Origin of the sequence: Actinoplanes ianthinogenes (assembly GCF_018324205.1) — a bacterium.
Lineage (GTDB): Bacteria > Actinomycetota > Actinomycetes > Mycobacteriales > Micromonosporaceae > Actinoplanes > Actinoplanes ianthinogenes.
In genome coordinates, this window is the sequence record NZ_AP023356.1 from 7,690,721 (window position 1) to 7,708,026 (window position 17,306).

Below are 17,306 nucleotides of genomic sequence, written 5' to 3' on the forward strand. Positions count from 1 at the left end.
GTCCTTCTCGAGAAGGGTCAGTTCCGGCGGCGGTACGCATCGTCGATGACGTCGAGCTCGCGCTCGGCCCAATCGTTGATCTTCCGCCGGGCGGCCAGGCTGACCGGTGCCATGGCTACGGTCAGCCGACGGTGGATGTGGCCGAGGTGGTCCGGCGAGACGGTCCGGCCGGCCTGGAGCCGGTCGAGGAGCGCGGACAGCACGAAAAGGTAGGTCTCCTCCGTCCAGGGCAGGCCGGCCGTCAGCAGATCGACCACCCGCTCACAGGTTTCCGCCGACGGATTCGCCCACAGGTCCACGAGCAGGTGGGCGGCCGACGCCCGTTGTTCGCCCTCGACGAAGGAGTTGACCAGGGGTGCGGGCAGCCCGGCGAGCGGCGTCAAGACGTGATGCACCATGTCGTCGAGGATGCCGCACTGGAAATGGGCCTTCCGGCGGATCTGGTCGAGGCCCAGGACATCCAGCTGGAAGGTCTTCGCCTGTGCTTCCGGGAACAGGTGGAACGTCCAGGCGGGATCGAAGACGACCTCGGTGGAGCCGTGGATGGTGAGCCGGAGATCGCGGCGTCCGTCCACGCGGATGCGGGTCAGGCCGATGGTTTCCACCAGACCGGTCCAGCCCTCGGAGCTGAGCAACGCCCGCCAGAGCAGCGTCTGCGCGTGCCAGTCGTCCACCGGGTCCGACGGCTCGGGATAAAGCTCGCGGCCCAGCAGTTCGCGGTCGCAGCAGAGGGCCAGCAGGAGCAGGTTCGCCGCGTAGGTCGCGTAGCGGGCCGGTTCGCTCGGAGCCTGCGGGCGGTAGTCGGCGTAGCGGATCCCGGGCGGCGTGTGGTTGACCGCGCGGTAGAGGCGCACCAGCAGCTCGCGCAGCGACTGCCGCCGGTCGGCGCGGGTGGCGCCGGCGATCTGGGACAGGAAGTCGAGGATCGGGCCGCGGGCGCTGAGCGGCTGGAGCGACAGCAGGGCCCGCATCAGGTCGTCCTCGGCGGGACCCGCGCCGAACGACATCGAGGACGCGGCGTCCCGGGCGCCCAGGTCGGTGAGCACCTGCCAGGTCAGGCGGGCGACCAGGTACTCGCCGAAGGTGGCGTGCAGGAACTCGTACGTCTGGAAGGCGGTCTCGTCCGGCAGGGCCCGGGTGCGGTGGATGAAGAAGAAGCGGCCGAGCGTCAGCTCGGCCTCGGGAAGCGGCGCGCGCATGCCGGCGGCGGCGCCCGGACCGACCGGGCCGCAGATCTGCAGGGCCGCGAGGTCGCGGTCCAGGTCCGCCTCGGTGACCCATTGCACGGAGCGGTTGAACATCGCGAACGCCACCACCGACAGCCGGCGCAGCTCGTTCTCGACCGCGGCGTGCAGCTCGCGCTCCGGCAGGCCGGGCCGGTGCTTGCCGATCTCGCGGAGGGCGAAGCTGCGCAGCAGCTGCTCGTAGAGCTCGGTGGCCCGCAGGTCGGCCCCGGCCCGCTGGAGCGCGTTCCGGTCGGCGTCGTAGAGCGCGAGCATGAGCAGCAGCAGCGGCTGCCCGGTCAGGCCGCGATGCCGGAGCACCGTCTCCGGGGTGAGCGGCTGGAGCCGGGCGGCGGCGAAGTTCGCGGCGTTGGTCCGGTTCCAGATGTCGAGCCAGGCGGCCACCCGCTCGTCGTCGAACGGTTCGAGGCGCAGTGCCACGGTCTCCTCGGGGGCGCGGGCCCGGTCGGCGACCGCGGTCCGGCTGGTGACGACCACCGCGACCGGCCGGCCCTGGTCGGCCTCGCGGCGCTGGAACCGGGCGACCTTCATCAGATAGTCGGTCTGGCTCACGCCGACGGCCTGGAGCAGCTCGTCGAAACCGTCGAGCAGGATGACCGGCATCGCGTCGCCGGCCGAGCGGGCCAGAGCCGGCCACTCCACGCGCTCGCCGGTGGTCTGGCGGATGGCGTGCTCGATCTGGTCCTGCACCTCGTCGAGAACCGGGGAGTCGCGCAGGACGACCCGGACCGGCAGGAAATCGGCGGCCGGCAGGCGGGCGGCCAGGATGCGGGTGAGCACCGACTTGCCGGAGCCGGGCTGGCCGAGGACGAGCAGGGGAGCGCGGACCGCCTGCGGCGAGGTCAGGTGCCCGATCAGGAACTCCTGGAGGTCGTCGCCGATCGCGACGTCCGCCCACCAGGACTCCTCGCTCACCTGGGCGGCGGAGCGGACGGTGCACACCCGGAAGCGTGGCGGCACGTAACCCTCGCCCAGCTCCGGCACCCGGAGGCCGTCGGGCACGTCGCCGGACTCGACGATGTGCTTGCCCAGCTCGGCGCGGTAGGCGCGGGCCAGGCTCTGCCGGCGCTGGTCCGGGGCGCGGCCGGTGGAGATCGCCCGGAGGGTCTCCTCCAGGCCGGCCAGGGCGGCGCGGGTGGCCCGGTGCTCCCGCTGGCTCGCCCAGCACGCGACCTCGGGGAAGTCGGCGACCAGACGGCGGAACAGCTCCTCGTAACGCTCGAGGGCGTGTGCCGGCAGCGCGTCCATCGCCTCGTCGAACTGCTTCCGGTCGGTCGCGGACAGCCCCTCCCAGACGGCCAGTCCGGCGGTGAACCGGCCGGCCGACTCGGCCAGTGCCCGGTAATAGCGGTGCAGCACCCGCCGGAAGGACTCGGGGCTGTGCTGCGGCGACGGCCGGGTGATCGACGCGGAGTCGATCCGGCGGGCGAGGGTCAGCACGTGGCCGGCGGGATCGAGGTCGTCGAAGGCGCCGCTGAGCGTGCCCTGCTCGCGCGCGGTCAGCTCCAGCTCGCCGAAGCGGAACGGCAGCGGGCTCTCCGCCATCGCCTCGAAGAACGCGGCGACCACCAGCACGGTGTGCGCGGCCTCCAGCCGCTCGGTGCGGTGGAACCGGGACAGGCCGCTGCGCCGCTCGGCGAGTCCCCGGACCAGGTCGTGGCTGAGCCGGACCAGCTCGGACTTGGCGTCGAAGAGACCGAGCAGCGCCGGCGCCGCCGGGGTCGCGGCCAGCAGCACCCCGCCGACGATCTTCTCGATGGCGGCGACGACCTTGCTGTCCTGGCCGCCGAGCAGCCGGACCGCGTCGGAGTAACTGAGGGACCGAGCCATGCGGTCCATCATGGCCGGTGGCTCCCACCCGGTTGACCCGCCCTGTGCGGGTGCGCCAAGATAGCGAAGTTACCTGCGGGTAACATCAGCGACAAGGGAGGCCGCATGCCCACGCTCGACCGTCAGGACGACGTCTTCATCCTCGACCTCGGGGACACCGAGAACCGGTTCCACCCCGACTGGCTCACCGCCGTGCACACCGCCCTCGACGAGGTGGAGAAAGCCGACGGCGCGCGGGCGCTGGTCACCACCGCGACCGGCAAGTTCTTCTCGAACGGTCTCGACCTCGAGTGGCTGGGCGCCAACGGCGACAAGTTCCAGGAGTACGCGATCTCGGTGCACGCGCTCTTCGCCCGGGTCCTCGCCCTGCCGCTGCCCACCGTCGCCGCTCTCCAGGGGCACACCTTCGCGGCCGGCGCGATGCTCTCGCTCGCGCACGACTTCCGGGTGATGCGCGCCGACCGGGGCTACTGGTGCCTGCCCGAGGTGGCGATCAGCATCCCGTTCACCCCGGCCATGTCCGCGCTGATCCAGAGCCGGCTCACGCCGAAGGCGGCGCACGAGGCGATGACCACCGGCCGCCGGTACGGCGGGGAGGACGCCCTGGCCGCCGGGATCGTCGACCACGCGGCGCCGCAGGACGCGGTGCTGCCCACCGCCGTCAAGATCGCCGGGACGCTGGCCGCCAACGCCGGCGACACGCTCGGCACGATCAAGGCCCGGATGTACGCCCCGGCCCTGACCCTGCTGCGCGACCGGGCGAATCCCCTGGGCTGACCGGCGTCAGGCGCGCCGCGAGACCAGCGCCGCCACCCGGGCGTGCAGCCCCGGCACGTCGCCGCGCACGCCCTCCAGCAACCACCGGCACATCTCCAGGGAAGCGTCGACCACCGTCCGCACCCGCTCCAGGCGGCGGGCGGTGAACTCCTTCCACAGCGTGTCGTCGACCTTCGTCGCGGACAGCAGCAACTCCCCGAGCACCGCCGCGTCCTCCAGCGACATGGCCGCACCCTGCGCCAGGGTCGGTGGCGAGGTGTGCGCCGCGTCCCCGATCAGCACCACCCGCCCCCGGTTCCACGGGCCGTCCAGCAGGTGCGCCCGGAACTTGGTGAAGTTGATCCCGGCCGGGTCGGTGAACGCGATCTCGTCCCACGGCCCGTGGTACCCGGCGGCCAGCGACCGCACCACCTCCAGTGACTCCGCCGGGCTCAGCGGGCCGCGGTGCCGGGGCGCCTCGGCCAGGTAGGCGTACATCGAGTCGGGCCCGGTCGGGCAGTACCCGGCGATGTAGGCCGGGCCGCCGAAGATCAGGTCGGTCCGCTCGACCGAGGGCGGCCGGGCGGTGACCACCCGCCAGATCTCGATCCCGACCTCGCGGGTGACCAGGTCGACGCCGATCTCCCGGCGGACCGCCGAGCGCAGCCCGTCGGCGCCGATCACCAGGTCGTAGCGGGCGGTGCGGTGATCGGTCAGGGTCACGTCGACACCGTCGTCGTCCGGCCGGATCGCGGTGAAGCTGGTGCCGAACCGGATCCGGGCGCCGGCCTGCGCCGCGCGGTCCAGCAGGAGACGGGCGAGAACCGGACGATACGTGCCGAAGGTCGCGGGCAGGTCGGCTCCACCCGTACGGGAATCGGTCACCTCGGCCAGCAGCGTCCCGTGCGCGTCCGGCGCCCTGATCCCGAGCGAATCGAAACCGTGCCCCCGCGCCCGCAACCGATCCCAGACGCCCAGCTCGCGCAGCACGCGCAGCGCGTTGCCCTGCAACGTGATGCCGGAGCCGGCGGCGCCCGCCTCGGGCAGCATCTCGATCACGTCGACCGCGACGCCGCCGGCCGCGAGCCGGATGGCCGCCGCCGCTCCGGAGATGCCGGCGCCGACGACGAGGACCTTGCGGACTGCGGGCACGGGCGGCCACTCCTCGGGTGTTGGTGCGGAAACCGCTCTCACTGTCCACCGGGTCCACCGTGGACGGAAGGGAGACGTGGCTCACTTCCGTCCCACCGGTCCCGTTCGCCAAGGGTGAGGCGTGGTTCCCGCGAGCCCGGGTAACGTCCCGATCGGAAGGGACGAAGGACCCTGCCGCACCGGGGTCCCGGCGGAGAAAAGTGAAGATCGACGAAGCCTTCGTGGAAGGAAAGATCGTGACCGCTGTGCTCGACCAGCTCGCCCACCCCTCGGACACCGAGGTGGTCGCTCTCGACGCTTGGTGGCGCGCGAGCAACTACCTCACCGTCGGACAGATCTACCTGCAGGGCAACCCGTTGCTGCGGGAGCCGCTGACCGCCGAGCACATCAAGCCGCGGCTGCTCGGTCACTGGGGCACCAGTCCCGGTCTGTCGTTCGTCTACGCGCACGTCTCCCGGCTCATCAAGATCACCGGTCAGCAGGCCATCTATCTGGCCGGGCCGGGCCACGGCGGCCCCGCGCTGGTGGCCGCGGGCTACCTGGAGGGCACCTACTCCGAGATCTACCCGAAGGTCACCCAGGACGAGGCCGGCATGCTGCGCCTGTTCCGCCAGTTCTCCAGCCCGGGCGGCATCCCCAGCCACGTCTCGGTGACCACGCCCGGCTCCATCCACGAGGGCGGCGAGCTGGGTTACGTGCTGGTGCACGCGTTCGGTTCGGTGATGGACAACCCGGACCTGCTGACCATCGCGGTGGTCGGCGACGGAGAGGCGGAGACCGGCCCCCTGGAGGGCTCGTGGAAGGGCGTCTCGTTCATCAACCCCGAGCACGACGGCGCGGTCCTGCCGATCCTGCACCTCAACGGGGCGAAGATCGCCGGCCCGACCGTGCTGGCCCGCAAGGACCCGGCCGAGGTCCGCAAGCTGCTCGAGGGTCACGGCTACGAGATCATCGAGGTGTCCGGCGACGACCTGCCCGGCATGCACCACCGCTTCGCGGAGGCGCTCGCGACCGCCTGGGGCCGGATCCGATCCATTCAGACCGCGGCACGCGAGGGCGGCTGGGACGGTCACCGCCCGCGCTGGCCTTTGATCATTTTGCGTACGCCCAAAGGCTGGACCGGCCCGGAGACGGTCGACGGGATCACCGTGGGCGGGACGTGGCGGGCGCACCAGGTGCCGCTCTCCGGTGTCCGGGACAACGCGGACCACCTGCGGCTGTTGGAGGAGTGGCTGCGGTCGTACCGGCCGGACGAGCTCTTCGACGCGACCGGCGCACCGGCCGCCCCGGTGCGTGACCTGGCCCCGGCCGGCGACCTGCGGATGAGCGCCAGCCCGCACGCCAACGGCGGCCGTCTCACCAGGGATCTGGACCTGCCCGACTTCCGGGACTACGCGGTCGAGGTGAAGACGCCGGCGGCCGGCCGGGCCGAGTCCACCCGCCGGCTGGGCGAGCTGATGCGCGACATCTACACCCGCAACCCGGACCGGTTCCGGCTGTTCTGCCCGGACGAGACGAACTCGAACCGGCTCGGCGCGGTCTTCGAGGTCTCCGACCGCGGCTTCATGGAGACGGTCACCCCGGAGGACGTGAAGCTCAGCCGCGGCGGCCGGGTGATGGAGGTGCTCTCCGAGCACAACTGCCACGGCTGGCTGGAGGGGTACACGCTGACCGGCCGGCACGGCATGTTCGCCACGTACGAGGCGTTCGCCATGGTCAGCGCGTCGCAGACGATCCAGCACGGCAAGTGGCTCCAGGAGGCCAAGAACCTGGCGTGGCGGGCCAAGGTGCCGAGCCTGAACATCCTGCTCACCTCCACCGCCTGGCGCAACGACCACAACGGCTTCTCGCACCAGGGCCCCGGCCTGATCCAGAACGTGCTGACCCAGCGCGGCGACGTGGCCCGGGTCTACCTGCCGCCGGACGCGAACACGCTGCTCTCGGTCGCCGACCACTGCTTCCGGTCGCGGTCGTACATCAACCTGATCGTGATCGACAAGCAGCCGCAGCTCCAGTTCCTGGACATGGACCAGGCCGTCGAGCACTGCGCCACGGGCGCCGGCGTCTGGGAGTGGGCCGGCACCGACGACGGCACCAGCGACCCGGACATCGTCCTCGCCTGCGCCGGCGACGTGGTCACCATGGAGACGGTGGCCGCCGCCCGGATCCTGATGGAGAGGCTGCCGTCGCTGCGGACCCGGGTGGTCAACGTGGTCGACCTGATGACGCTGCCGCGGCCCAAGGACCACCCGCACGGCATGAGCGAGACCCTGTTCCGCGAGCTGTTCACCGACCACGTGGACGTGGTGTTCGCCTTCCACGGCTACCCGGGCGCCATCCACCAGCTGGTGCACGGCCGGCCGGACGCCGACCGGTTCCGGGTGCGCGGCTTCATCGAGCAGGGGACCACCACCACGCCGTTCGACATGACGGTGCGCAACCGGGCGTCCCGCTACCACCTGGTGATGGACGCGATCAACAACGCCAGGCGGCTGCCGAGCGGCGCGACCGAGCTCAAGGCCTGGTGCGAGGCCCAGCTTGCGAAGCACGAGAAGTACGTCGTCGAGCACCTGGAGGACATGCCCGAGGTGCGGGATTGGTCACTCGGCGACTGGGCGCAGAGTTGATCTAGGCAGGTTCGGGGGTCTCTCCGCCTAAGAAAGTGTGGGCGGAGAGATACTTCACCCTTTCTTTCGACGCCGGATGACGCGAAGGTGAATGGCACACGCCTACTCGACGTTGAGGAAGGGGACCCCGGATGGCCGGCACACACAACCTTTGGCCGACGACCCGGCAGGGTTCGACGCAACATCCCGTGCCCACCCTGCAATACCTGCTGCAGGCCCACGGGCACACGGTCACGGTGGACGGCGTCTTCGGCGCCCAGACCGGCGACGCGGTACGCGCTTACCAGCGCGCGAAGGGAATCCCCGACAACGGCATCGTCTGCGCCGAGACGTGGCAGGCCCTGATCATGGACGTCCGGCCCGGCGCGCGGGGCAACGCGGTGCGCGGCGTGCAGCACGAGTTCCGCCAGCGCCGCGGCTCCGGCGCCGACCCGGACGGGGTCTACGGCCCGGTCACCGAGTCGGCGGTCCGCGCGTTCCAGTCCGAGGCCGGGCTCATCGTCGACGGCGTCGTCGGGCGCAAGACCTGGCAGGCCCTGGTCTGCGGCGTCGGCAGCCGATCGCTCCAGCAGGCCGCCTGACGTCAGCGAGGGCGCCGGACTCAGCCCCGGCGCGACGCGGCCGCCGCCACCGGGTCGAAGCCGAACGGCAGCTCGAGGCGGTGGCCGCGCATCAACTCCCGGTCGGCCAGCAGCGCGCTGGTCTCGCCGTCCGCGGTGATCCGCCCGTCGTCCAGGATCACCGCGCGCGGGCAGAGCTCCAGCGCGTACGGCAGGTCGTGGGTGACCATCAGCAGCGTCACCGGCAGCGCCTGGAGGATCTCGGCCAGCTCGCGGCGGCTCGCCGGGTCCAGGTTGGACGACGGCTCGTCGAGCACCAGGATCTCCGGGCGCATCGCCAGCACGGTCGCCACCGCCACCCGCCGCCGCTGCCCGAACGACAGGTGGTGCGGCACCTGATCGCGGTGCTCGGTCATCCCGACCGCGTGCAGCGCCTCGTCGACCCGCTCGTCCAGCTCGGCGCCGCGCAGCCCCAGGTTGGCCGGGCCGAACGCGACGTCCTCGGCCACCGTCGGCATGAACAGCTGGTCGTCCGGGTCCTGGAAGACGATGCCGACCCGGCGCCGGATCTCGCCGATCGCGGCCCGGTCACCCGGCCGCACCGGCAGCCCGGCCACCCGCACCGTCCCGCCGCCGCCGTGCAGAATGCCGTTGAGGTGCAGGACCAGCGTGGTCTTGCCGGCGCCGTTCGGCCCGAGCAGGGCGACCCGCTCGCCCGGGGCGAGGGTGAGGTCGACGCCGCGCAGCGCGGCCCGCCCGTCCGGGTAGGCGTAGTGCAGCCCGGCGACCTGGAGCGCGGGAGTCGTCATGCCGATCATGCTAGAGCCACCGCGATCCCGGCCGAGAGCAGCGGCAACACGGCCGCCACCGCCCACTCCCGCGGGTGCGCCCGCCGGGTGTCGAGGACCGGCAGCCGCCCGGTGTAACCGCGGGACACCATCGCGAGGTAGACGCGCTCGCCCCGCTCGTACGACCGCAGGAACAGCGACCCCACGCCGACCGCGAACGCCTTCACCTGCCACAGGAAGCGGGGATCGTAACCGCGGCTCAGCCGTGCGATCCGCATCCGCCGCGCGTCGTCGGCGAGCACGTCGAGGTACCGCAGCATGAACGTGGCGATCTGGGTGAACACGGCCGGCACCCGCAGCCGGTCCAGCCCGAGCAGCAGGTCCCGCATCGTCGTGGTCGCCGCCAGTAGCAGCGAGGCGAGCACGCCGAGCGTCCCCTTGGCAAAGATGTTCCACGCCCCGTGCAGCCCGTCGACCGACAGCGACAGGCCGAGCCACTCGACCCGCTCGCCGTGCCCGAAGATCGGCAGCGCGAGCGCCAGCAGCACGAACGGCAGCTCGATGGTGGCCCGCTTGAGGAGCCAGAGCGCCGGCACCCCGGCCGCCGCCGTGACCACCACCAGCAGCGCGGAATAACCGGCGAAGGCGGCGAAGTGCGTGGGCGGGGTCAGCACCACCACGATCGTGAACAGCAGCACCGCCACGATCTTGACCTCGGGGGCCAGCCGGTGCACCCGGCCGCCCCGGTCCAGATAGAGCGGATGGGCGTGCCCCGCCCCCACCTCAGGCCGCCTTCCGCTCGCGGCGGCGCACCAGCCAGAAACCGCCCGCCCCGATGCCGAAGGTGACCAGCACCCCGGCCGCCCCGGACAGGCCGGTGGAGAGATAGGGGTTGTCGATGCCCTTGATGCCGTAGCCGGCGAGCGGGCTGTCCTTCGCCTGATGCTCCTGCTCGCGCTGAGCCATGCAGGTGCCGCCGGTGATCTCGCCGGCGGCGTCGAAGGTGCAGCCCTCGCGGGCGGTCGCGTCCAGACCGTCCGGGCTGCCGGAGGCGAAGTTGCTCACCACCGCGGCCAGGAAGAGGGCGACCAACAGGCCGCCGGCGAGAAACCAGCCCAGCTTGCGGCTCATGCGGCGGCCTCCATCTCGGGGGCGGTGGTAACGACCGGCTTGCGGAACCTGCGCAGCGCGTAGACCAGGTCGGGCCGGACCCGGGCCACGGTCGCGACCGTGGTGGCGGCGATGATGCCCTCACCGATGCCGATCAGCACGTGCACCCCGGCCATGGTCGTCGCGATCCCGGCGAGCGACAGCTCGGTGGTGCCACCCAGCGCGTACTCCAGGACGAAACCCTGCGAGGCGACGGTGACCGAGACGATCGAGGCGATCAGCGCGGTCGTGCCGAGCCCGCCCGGCGTTTTCGGCAGCACCTTCATCAGGGCCACCACCAGCAGATATCCCGCCGCGGTACCGAGGATCGCCATGTTGGTGATGTTCAGCCCGATGGCGGTCAGCCCGCCGTCCGCGAACAGCAGGCACTGCACCATCAGCACGGTCGCGATGCAGAGCGCGCCCACCCACGGCCCCACCAGGATCACCGCGAGCGTGCCGCCGAGCAGGTGCCCCGAGACGCCGGGCAGCACCTGGAAGTTCAACATCTGCACGGCGAAGATGAACGCCGCCACCAGCCCGGCCATCGGCGCCAGCCGGTCGTCCAGGTCGGCGCGCGCCTTCACCACGCAGACCGCCAGCGCGGCGACGGCGACGACCGTGAAGATCGCGGAGACCGGACCGTTCACGATCCCGTTCGCGATGTGCATCGCTTGCGCATCCATGTTTCCCCCTCGCGGAGCGTTCCCCGCAAGGCGTCAGCATATTAGAAGTTGTGGCTATTGCACATCCATGGCAACTAGAGTGACCGTGATCGTTCTCATTGTCGCCGCGCCCCCGTCACCCATCAAGATCAAATTCAAGAGCCTGCTGACTCGGGCCGCGCTGATCACCGATCGTCGCTCCCGCCAGGGACCCTTCCGGGCTTCGCAGGCCGCTGGCGCGGCCAGAACGCGAAGCCCTCCAGGGCGACGCCCGCGGGTGGTAACGACGTGCCAACCCCAAAACCCGGGCTGGCCTTGGTCGCCCTATCCGGCCTCGGGTTAGGGCCGTGGGAGCCAGCCCGACAGGTCTGGGCTGGTCCTGGTGGCCCTATCCGGCGTCGGGTTAGGGCCATGGGAGCCAGCCCGACGAGCCGGGCTGGTGCTGGTGGCCCTATCCGGCCTCGGGTTAGGGCCGTGGGAGCCAGCCCGACGAGCCGGGCTGGTGCTGGTGGCCCTATCCGGCCTCGGGTTAGGGCCGTGAGGGCCAGCCCGACGAGCTGGGCTGGGCTTGGTGGCCCTATCCGGCCTCGGGATAGGGCCGTGAGGGCCAGCCCGGTCTGGGCTGGTGCTGGTGGCCCTGTCCGGCCTCGGGTTAGGGCCGTGGGAGCCAGCCCGACGAGCCGGGCTGGTGCTGGTGGCCCTATCCGGTGTCGGGTTAGGGCCGTGGGGGCCAGCCCGACAAGCGGGGCTGGTGCTGGTGGCCCTGTCCGGTCTCGGGTTAGGGCTGTGGGAGCCAGCCCGAGAAGCTGGGCTGGTGCTGGTGGCCCTGTCCGGCGTCGGGTTAGGGCCATGGGGGCCAGCCCGGCGAGCGGGGCTGGTGCTGGTGGCCCTATCCGGTGTCGGGATAGGGCCGTGGGGGCCAGCCCGGATCGGGTTTTGCGCCGCAGCCCGGGGACGTCTCGAGCCGGACCGCCGCCCGTCCGAGGGTCTTCTGGCTTGCGCTCAGGGCCCGAGTCCGAGGCCGCGAGCCGGTGGCGGGAGCGCGGCTTCGGCAGCGGCGGGCGGGCCGCAGCGGGGGGGCGGTCAGGTGTCCGGAAATTTCAGGACGTCGTCGATGGGGCGGCGAGGAGCCTGACGGCCGGGCCGGCCGTACCCGATCCGGAGGGCGATCTGCGGGAACCCGGTGCGGCCCAGCGACCGCCGCAACTGGTCGCGAGCGGCCGGAACCTCGATCGGCTGGGAGATCATCGAGCTGGCCAGCCCCGCGTCGGTGACGGTCAGCAGCACCCGCTGGAGCGCCTGCCCGGCCTGGACCTGGTCGAGCCGCCGGTCCCCGGCCGTGCCGAGGATGCCGACCAGCGGCTCCGGCTCGTAGTCCCGGCCCGGCGCCCGCCGCCGGCCGGAGAACGCCCGCTGCGGGATCAGATCCTGGTGCTCGCCGACCACCGCGCCCGCGTAGGCCGGCATGCCGTCCACCGCCCCCTCGGTGTCGCTCCAGGTGATCAGCTCGGCCTGATATCGCTCGTCGCGGCGCAGCACCCGGTCGGCGCTGTGCGCGATCTCCGAGAACCCGCTCAGCGCGGTCATCCCGACCAGCAGGTCCAGCCAGGTGTTCTCGGCGCGGGCCGCCTCGATCAGCCGGACCCGGGTGTCGGCCGGCACCGGGTCGGGCCAGAACGGATCCCGGTTGCTGTGCCGCCGCTCGATCGCGGTGTACAGGTCACGTTCGAGATAGGTGGGTGGGCGGTGCCGGCCCGGGCGGAGCCGGGCGATCAGGTCGGGCTGCTCGACGTCGGGCAGCAGGGCGACCTCGGCCGGGGTGCCGGCCCAGGCCAGCGCCAGCCGGGCGTTCATGGTGGCGGCGCCACAGGCCAGGCGCAGGGCCCAGCCGCTCTGGTCGGCGACGTCGAGCTGGCGGGCCGGGTCGGCCATCACCTCGATGACACCGTCGTGGAGCCGGAAGGTCCACGGCTGGGTGTTGTGCATCGAGGGCGCCTGGATCCCGGCCGCTGCCGCGCGCCGCAGGTCTGACTCGTCGTAGCCGTTCACATGTTCCAAGGTGCCCCGCGGCCGGGGTCGCGGGCAGGGCCGAAGGTCCCGGTTACCCCGGATCGGACGTCAGGGGCACATGCCAGGTCAGCAGGGTGCCGGCGCCGTCCGGGGCCGGGCCGATCTCGAAGGCGCCGCCGAGGTCGCCGGCCCGCTCGCCCATGTTCACCACGCCGCCGCGGGCCAGCGCCGGGTCGATGCCGATGCCGTCGTCGCGTACCTGAAGGAACAGCTCGCCGCCGGCGACCCGGACCGACACCCGGGCGCTGCGGGCCTGCGCGTGGCGGGCCACGTTGGCGAGCGCCTCGCGCAGCACGGCCATCAGCTCCGGCACCACGTCGTCCGGCACCGCGCTGTCCACCGGCCCGGACGTCTCCAGCTCCGGCCGGAACCCGAGCGCGGCCTCCGCGTCGCCCACCGCCTCGCGCAGCTCGGCGCGCAGCGACGGCCCGACCGGCGCGCGCAGCTCGAAGATCGAGCGGCGGATGTCCCGGATGGTGGCGTCCAGGTCGTCGACCGCGTTGTTGATCCGTTTCGCCACTTCGGGCCGGCCCGCCGAGCCGACCGCGCCCTGCAGGTGCATGCCGGTCGCGAACAGCCGCTGGATCACCACGTCGTGCAGGTCCCGGGCGATCCGCTCGCGGTCCTCCAGCACCGCGAGCAGCTCCCGTTCCTCCTGGGCCCGAGCGCGTTCCAGGGCCAGCGCGGCCTGCCCGGCGAACGTGGCGAGCAGCACCGCGTCGTCGGTGCCGAGCGCCGCCTGGGCGGCCGACTGGGAGACGATCAGCACGCCGCGCTCGACCCCGGTCAGCGGCGCGGCCAGGGCGGGACCGGCCGGGACCGGCCCGGGCCACTCGGCGGCGGCCCGCAGGTCGTCCAGCAGCCGGTGGCGTTCCGCCCCGAAGTCCTGGACGACCAGGCTGTCCGCGGGCAGCACCTTGCCGGCCAGGCCGGCCTGCTCCGGCTCGGCCACCTCGATCCGGTACCGCGCCTGCTCCTGCTCGTGCAGCAGCACCAGCACCAGATCGGCGCCGGCCACCTCGCGGGCCCGGCGGGCGATCAGCCGCAGCGCCTCGGTGCGGTGCACGGTGCCCAGCAGCACCCCGGTGATCTCGGCGGCGGCGGCCAGCCAGCGCTCCCGCCGCTGGGCCAGCTCGTAGAGCCGGGCGTTGTCGATCGCCACGCCGGCCGCGGCGGCCAGCGCCACCACGATCTCCTCGTCGTCCTCGCTGAACTCGGCGGCGCCCTGTTTCTCGGCCAGGTAGAGGTTGCCGAACACGTGGTCCCGGGTGCGCACCGGGACGCCCAGGAAGCTGTGCATCGGCGGGTGGTGCGGCGGGAAGCCGAACGAGCGCGGGTGCTTGCGGATGTCCGGCAGGCGCACCGGCGTGGGCTCGGTGATCAGCAGGCCGAGCACGCCGCGGCCGTGCGGCAGGTCGCCGATCCGCGCGTGCACGGCCGGGTCGATGCCGTGGGTGATGAAGTCGGACAGGCTCCGGTTGTCCGGGGCGAGCACACCGAGGGCGCCGTACCGCGCGCCGGCCAGCGCGCACGCGGCCTCGACGATGCGCTGGAGGGTGCTGCGCAGGTCGAGGTCGGAGCCGATGCCGACGACCGCGTCGAGCAGGGCGCGCAGCCGCTCCCGGCTGTTCACCACATCGCCGACCCGATCGAGCATCTCCTGGAGCAGCTCGTCGAGGCGGACCCGGGACAGCGGGCTCAGGCCCAGCGATGGGGTGGATGGTTCGGCCACGGCCCTGAGGTTATCGGGTGCGGTCCCGGTCGGCTCGGGACCTTCGACCCTGTGTGCCCGGGCCGGGCGGGGTTACAAAGGAGACATGATCCGAGTCTTTCTCCTCGACGACCACGAGGTCGTCCGCCGTGGTCTGATCGACCTGCTCCAGTCCGGTGGCGACATCGAGGTGGTCGGCGAGTCCGGCTCCGCGCGGGAGGCGGCGGCCCGGATCCCGGCGCTGCGGCCGGACGTGGCGGTGCTGGACGCCCGGCTGCCGGACGGGAACGGCATCGACGTGTGCCGGGACGTGCGCGCCGTCGACTCGTCGATCAAGGGTCTGATCCTGACGTCGTACGAGGACGACGAGGCGCTGTTCGCCGCGATCATGGCCGGTGCGTCGGGCTACGTGCTGAAGCAGATCCGTGGCACCGACCTGGTCGACGCGGTCCGCCGGGTGGCCGGTGGCCAGTCGCTGCTCGACCCGGCCGTCACCCAGCGGGTCCTGGAACGCATCCGCAACGGCGTCGAGCAGCCCCGCGAGCTGGCCGGTCTCACCGACCAGGAGCGCCGCATCCTGGAGTTCGTGGCCGAGGGCCTGACGAACAGGGAGATCGCCGGCCGGATGTTCCTCGCGGAGAAGACCGTGAAGAACTACGTCTCCAGCCTGCTCGCCAAGCTGGGCCTGGAGCGCCGCACCCAGGCCGCCGTCCTGGCGACGAAGCTGCTCGGTCACAACTGAGCGGCGCGGGGGAGGCGGACGGTCGCGATCGTGCCGCCCGCCTCGCCGGCGGTCAGCGTGATGGTGCCGCGGTGCAGCTCGACGATGACCCGGCTCAGCGCCAGCCCCAGCCCGGCGCCCGGGATGCCGCTGTGCCGGGCGTTGGTGGCGCGGTACAGGCGGGCGAACAGCCGGCTGCGTTCCCCGTCCGGGATGCCCATGCCGGTGTCGGTGACGGTGAACACCGCGGTGTCCTCGTCGGCGGTGAGCGTGACGGTGACCGTGGCGTCCGGCGGGCTGTACTTCACCGCGTTGCCGATCAGGTTCTCCGCCACCTGCCGCAGGCGCGCCTGGTCGCCGGGGATCTCCAGCCGGTCCGGCAGGTCGGTGCGCACCCGCGGATGCGGCTCGCCGGACTCGGCGAGGACCGTCGCGGTCGCCGTCCGCAGCAGCTCGGACAGGTCGACGGTGCCGACGGTCAGGCCGGCGTGGCCGGACTCCAGCGCGGACAGGTCGAGCAGGCGCTCGACCAGCGACCGCAGCCGGGCGTTGTTCCGCTCGATCACCGCGAGCAGGTCGCGGACCTCCCCGATGGTGGTGTCGTCACCGGACTCGGCGATCAGGTCGGTGTAGGTGGCGATCGAGGTGAGCGGGGTCCGCAGCTCGTGGCCGACCAGGGCGATGTACTCGCCGATGCTGGCCGCCAGCTGGTTGGCCAGCTCGTCCGAGCGGCGCCGCTCCAGGTACGCCCCGAGCAGGCCCGCGATGCCGGTGAGCAGCACCGCGAGGGCCGGTTCCGGGTCCTGCCGGTCCGCGGTGAAGAAGGTGATCACCCCGACCACCTGTTCCGCGCTGAGCACCGGCACCGCCCCGGCCGCCTGGTACGCCGTGCCGCCCGCCACCTTGGCCAGCATCGGCGAGTCCGGGGCGTGGATGTCCGGCACCCAGATCAGCTCGCCACGTTCCCAGCACAGCCCGGCCAGGCCCTGTCCGCGCTCGATGGCGGCCGGCAGCGGGGCGGTCCCGGCGCCCGGCACGGCGTGCGTGACGACCGGCCGCAGCCGCCCGGACACCTCGTCGACCAGCCACAGCCGCAGGTACGGCCAGTCCAGGCAGGTGGACACGCTGCGCAGCACGGCGGCACCGGCCTGGGCGACGTCCGGGGCGTGCACCAGCGCCTGGAGCACCTCGGCCTTGCACCGCTCGTACTGGATCTGGTGGTGGTCGGCGGTCACGTCGTGCACCGCGGCGACCGCGCCGAGCACCGTCCCGTCCTCGTCCCGGACCGGCCGGGCGTTGATCGAGAACCAGCGCAGCCGGTGCTGCCGGTCGCAGGCGCGCAGGTCGGCGTGGTGCACCACGTCGCCGCGCAGCGCCCGGTCCAGGGCCAGCTCGCCGGGGCGCAGCGGGGTGCCGTCGTGGTGGCGCAGCTCGAACCGCTGCGGCCAGTCCCGGATCGGCACGGTGGCGCACTCGTCGCCGAAGAACTCGCGGACCGCCCGGTTGACGAAGACCGTGCGGCCGTTCCGGTCGCAGCCCACCGCCCCGGTGTCCAGGCTCTGCATCAGCTCGGCCAGGAACGGCGCCTCCGGCGGCAGCGGCAGGCACTGGCGCAGCGTCTCGGTCAGGTCCTTGACGCTGAACGGCTTGGGTATCACGGCGGCGGCGCCGGCCTCGGCGAGCAGGTCGTCGCCGGGCGGCAGGTAGCCGGTGATCAGCACGACCGGGACCTCGGCGGTGCCGGGCTCGGCGCGCAGGGCGCGGCACATCCGGATCCCGTCCAGGTGGGGCATGTCCACGTCGGCGACGATCAGGTCGAAGCTGTCGGCGACCGCGGCGGCGAGCCCGGCCCGGCCGTCGTCGGCGACCGTGACCTCGTGGCCGAGCCGGCGGACGATCTCGGCGAGCACCGCCTGATGTTCCGGGTTGTCCTCGACGACCAGCACCGCTGCCATCACCGTATGCTAGAGCGACATAAGCCACTTAACTGTTTTAAAACGGCAATCTGCGCGCGTAGGTTTCGCGATCTTCCC

General features: G+C 72.5%; 13 protein-coding genes. 4 read left to right on the top strand and 9 right to left on the bottom strand.

The window, feature by feature from the left end:
- Positions 1-17: 17 nt before the first annotated feature.
- Positions 18-3,074, bottom strand: coding sequence for an NACHT domain-containing protein (locus Aiant_RS34735; protein ID WP_189333861.1), 3,057 nt, complete (start codon positions 3,072-3,074; stop codon positions 18-20).
- A 105-nt stretch (positions 3,075-3,179) separates the two neighbouring features.
- On the opposite strand from Aiant_RS34735, the gene Aiant_RS34740 reads away from it, so the two are divergent.
- The gene (locus tag Aiant_RS34740; protein WP_189333862.1) at positions 3,180-3,851 is read left to right on the top strand and encodes an enoyl-CoA hydratase-related protein; all 672 of its coding nucleotides are present in this window, start codon (positions 3,180-3,182) and stop codon (positions 3,849-3,851) included.
- A gap of 6 nt (positions 3,852-3,857) precedes the next feature.
- Here the strand turns inward: Aiant_RS34740 and Aiant_RS34745 are convergent, their stop codons facing one another.
- Positions 3,858-4,982 (bottom strand): FAD-dependent monooxygenase, encoded by a 1,125-nt coding sequence (locus Aiant_RS34745; protein WP_189333863.1) that lies wholly within the window; start codon positions 4,980-4,982, stop codon positions 3,858-3,860.
- 236 nt (positions 4,983-5,218) lie between these two features.
- On the opposite strand from Aiant_RS34745, the gene Aiant_RS34750 reads away from it, so the two are divergent.
- Positions 5,219-7,609, top strand: a complete 2,391-nt coding sequence (locus Aiant_RS34750) for a phosphoketolase family protein (protein ID WP_189334045.1) — start codon at positions 5,219-5,221, stop codon at positions 7,607-7,609.
- Positions 7,610-7,797: 188 nt separating this feature from the next.
- Positions 7,798-8,190 (top strand): peptidoglycan-binding domain-containing protein, encoded by a 393-nt coding sequence (locus tag Aiant_RS46695; RefSeq protein WP_280528220.1) that lies wholly within the window; start codon positions 7,798-7,800, stop codon positions 8,188-8,190.
- A 20-nt stretch (positions 8,191-8,210) separates the two neighbouring features.
- Here the strand turns inward: Aiant_RS46695 and Aiant_RS34760 are convergent, their stop codons facing one another.
- The 6 genes from Aiant_RS34760 to Aiant_RS34785 all read right to left on the bottom strand — a co-directional run bounded on the left by Aiant_RS34760 (position 8,211) and on the right by Aiant_RS34785 (position 14,573).
- Complete coding sequence (locus Aiant_RS34760) at positions 8,211-8,978, bottom strand: energy-coupling factor ABC transporter ATP-binding protein (RefSeq protein ID WP_425322635.1); 768 nt, start codon at positions 8,976-8,978, stop codon at positions 8,211-8,213.
- 5 nt (positions 8,979-8,983) lie between these two features.
- The gene (cbiQ, locus tag Aiant_RS34765) at positions 8,984-9,739 is read right to left on the bottom strand and encodes a cobalt ECF transporter T component CbiQ (RefSeq protein WP_189333866.1); all 756 of its coding nucleotides are present in this window, start codon (positions 9,737-9,739) and stop codon (positions 8,984-8,986) included.
- A gap of 1 nt (position 9,740) precedes the next feature.
- Positions 9,741-10,088, bottom strand: a complete 348-nt coding sequence (locus Aiant_RS34770) for a PDGLE domain-containing protein (protein WP_189333867.1) — start codon at positions 10,086-10,088, stop codon at positions 9,741-9,743.
- Entirely contained in the window at positions 10,085-10,792 is a 708-nt protein-coding gene (locus Aiant_RS34775) for an energy-coupling factor ABC transporter permease (RefSeq protein ID WP_189333868.1), read from the bottom strand. The genes Aiant_RS34770 and Aiant_RS34775 overlap by 4 nt, the downstream gene beginning before the upstream one ends.
- 1,062 nt (positions 10,793-11,854) lie before the next feature.
- Positions 11,855-12,820 carry an Acg family FMN-binding oxidoreductase gene (locus Aiant_RS34780; protein ID WP_189333869.1) on the bottom strand — a complete coding sequence of 322 codons (966 nt, stop codon included), beginning with the start codon at positions 12,818-12,820 and terminating at the stop codon, positions 11,855-11,857.
- Positions 12,821-12,872: 52 nt separating this feature from the next.
- Positions 12,873-14,573 carry a GAF domain-containing sensor histidine kinase gene (locus Aiant_RS34785; protein ID WP_425322636.1) on the bottom strand — a complete coding sequence of 567 codons (1,701 nt, stop codon included), beginning with the start codon at positions 14,571-14,573 and terminating at the stop codon, positions 12,873-12,875.
- A gap of 85 nt (positions 14,574-14,658) precedes the next feature.
- On the opposite strand from Aiant_RS34785, the gene Aiant_RS34790 reads away from it, so the two are divergent.
- The gene (locus tag Aiant_RS34790) at positions 14,659-15,294 is read left to right on the top strand and encodes a response regulator (RefSeq protein ID WP_189333870.1); all 636 of its coding nucleotides are present in this window, start codon (positions 14,659-14,661) and stop codon (positions 15,292-15,294) included.
- Here the strand turns inward: Aiant_RS34790 and Aiant_RS34795 are convergent.
- Positions 15,285-17,228, bottom strand: a complete 1,944-nt coding sequence (locus tag Aiant_RS34795; RefSeq protein WP_189333871.1) for a hybrid sensor histidine kinase/response regulator — start codon at positions 17,226-17,228, stop codon at positions 15,285-15,287. The two genes, Aiant_RS34790 and Aiant_RS34795, sit on opposite strands and share 10 nt — an antisense overlap.
- Between the last annotated feature and the right edge of the window lie 78 nt (positions 17,229-17,306).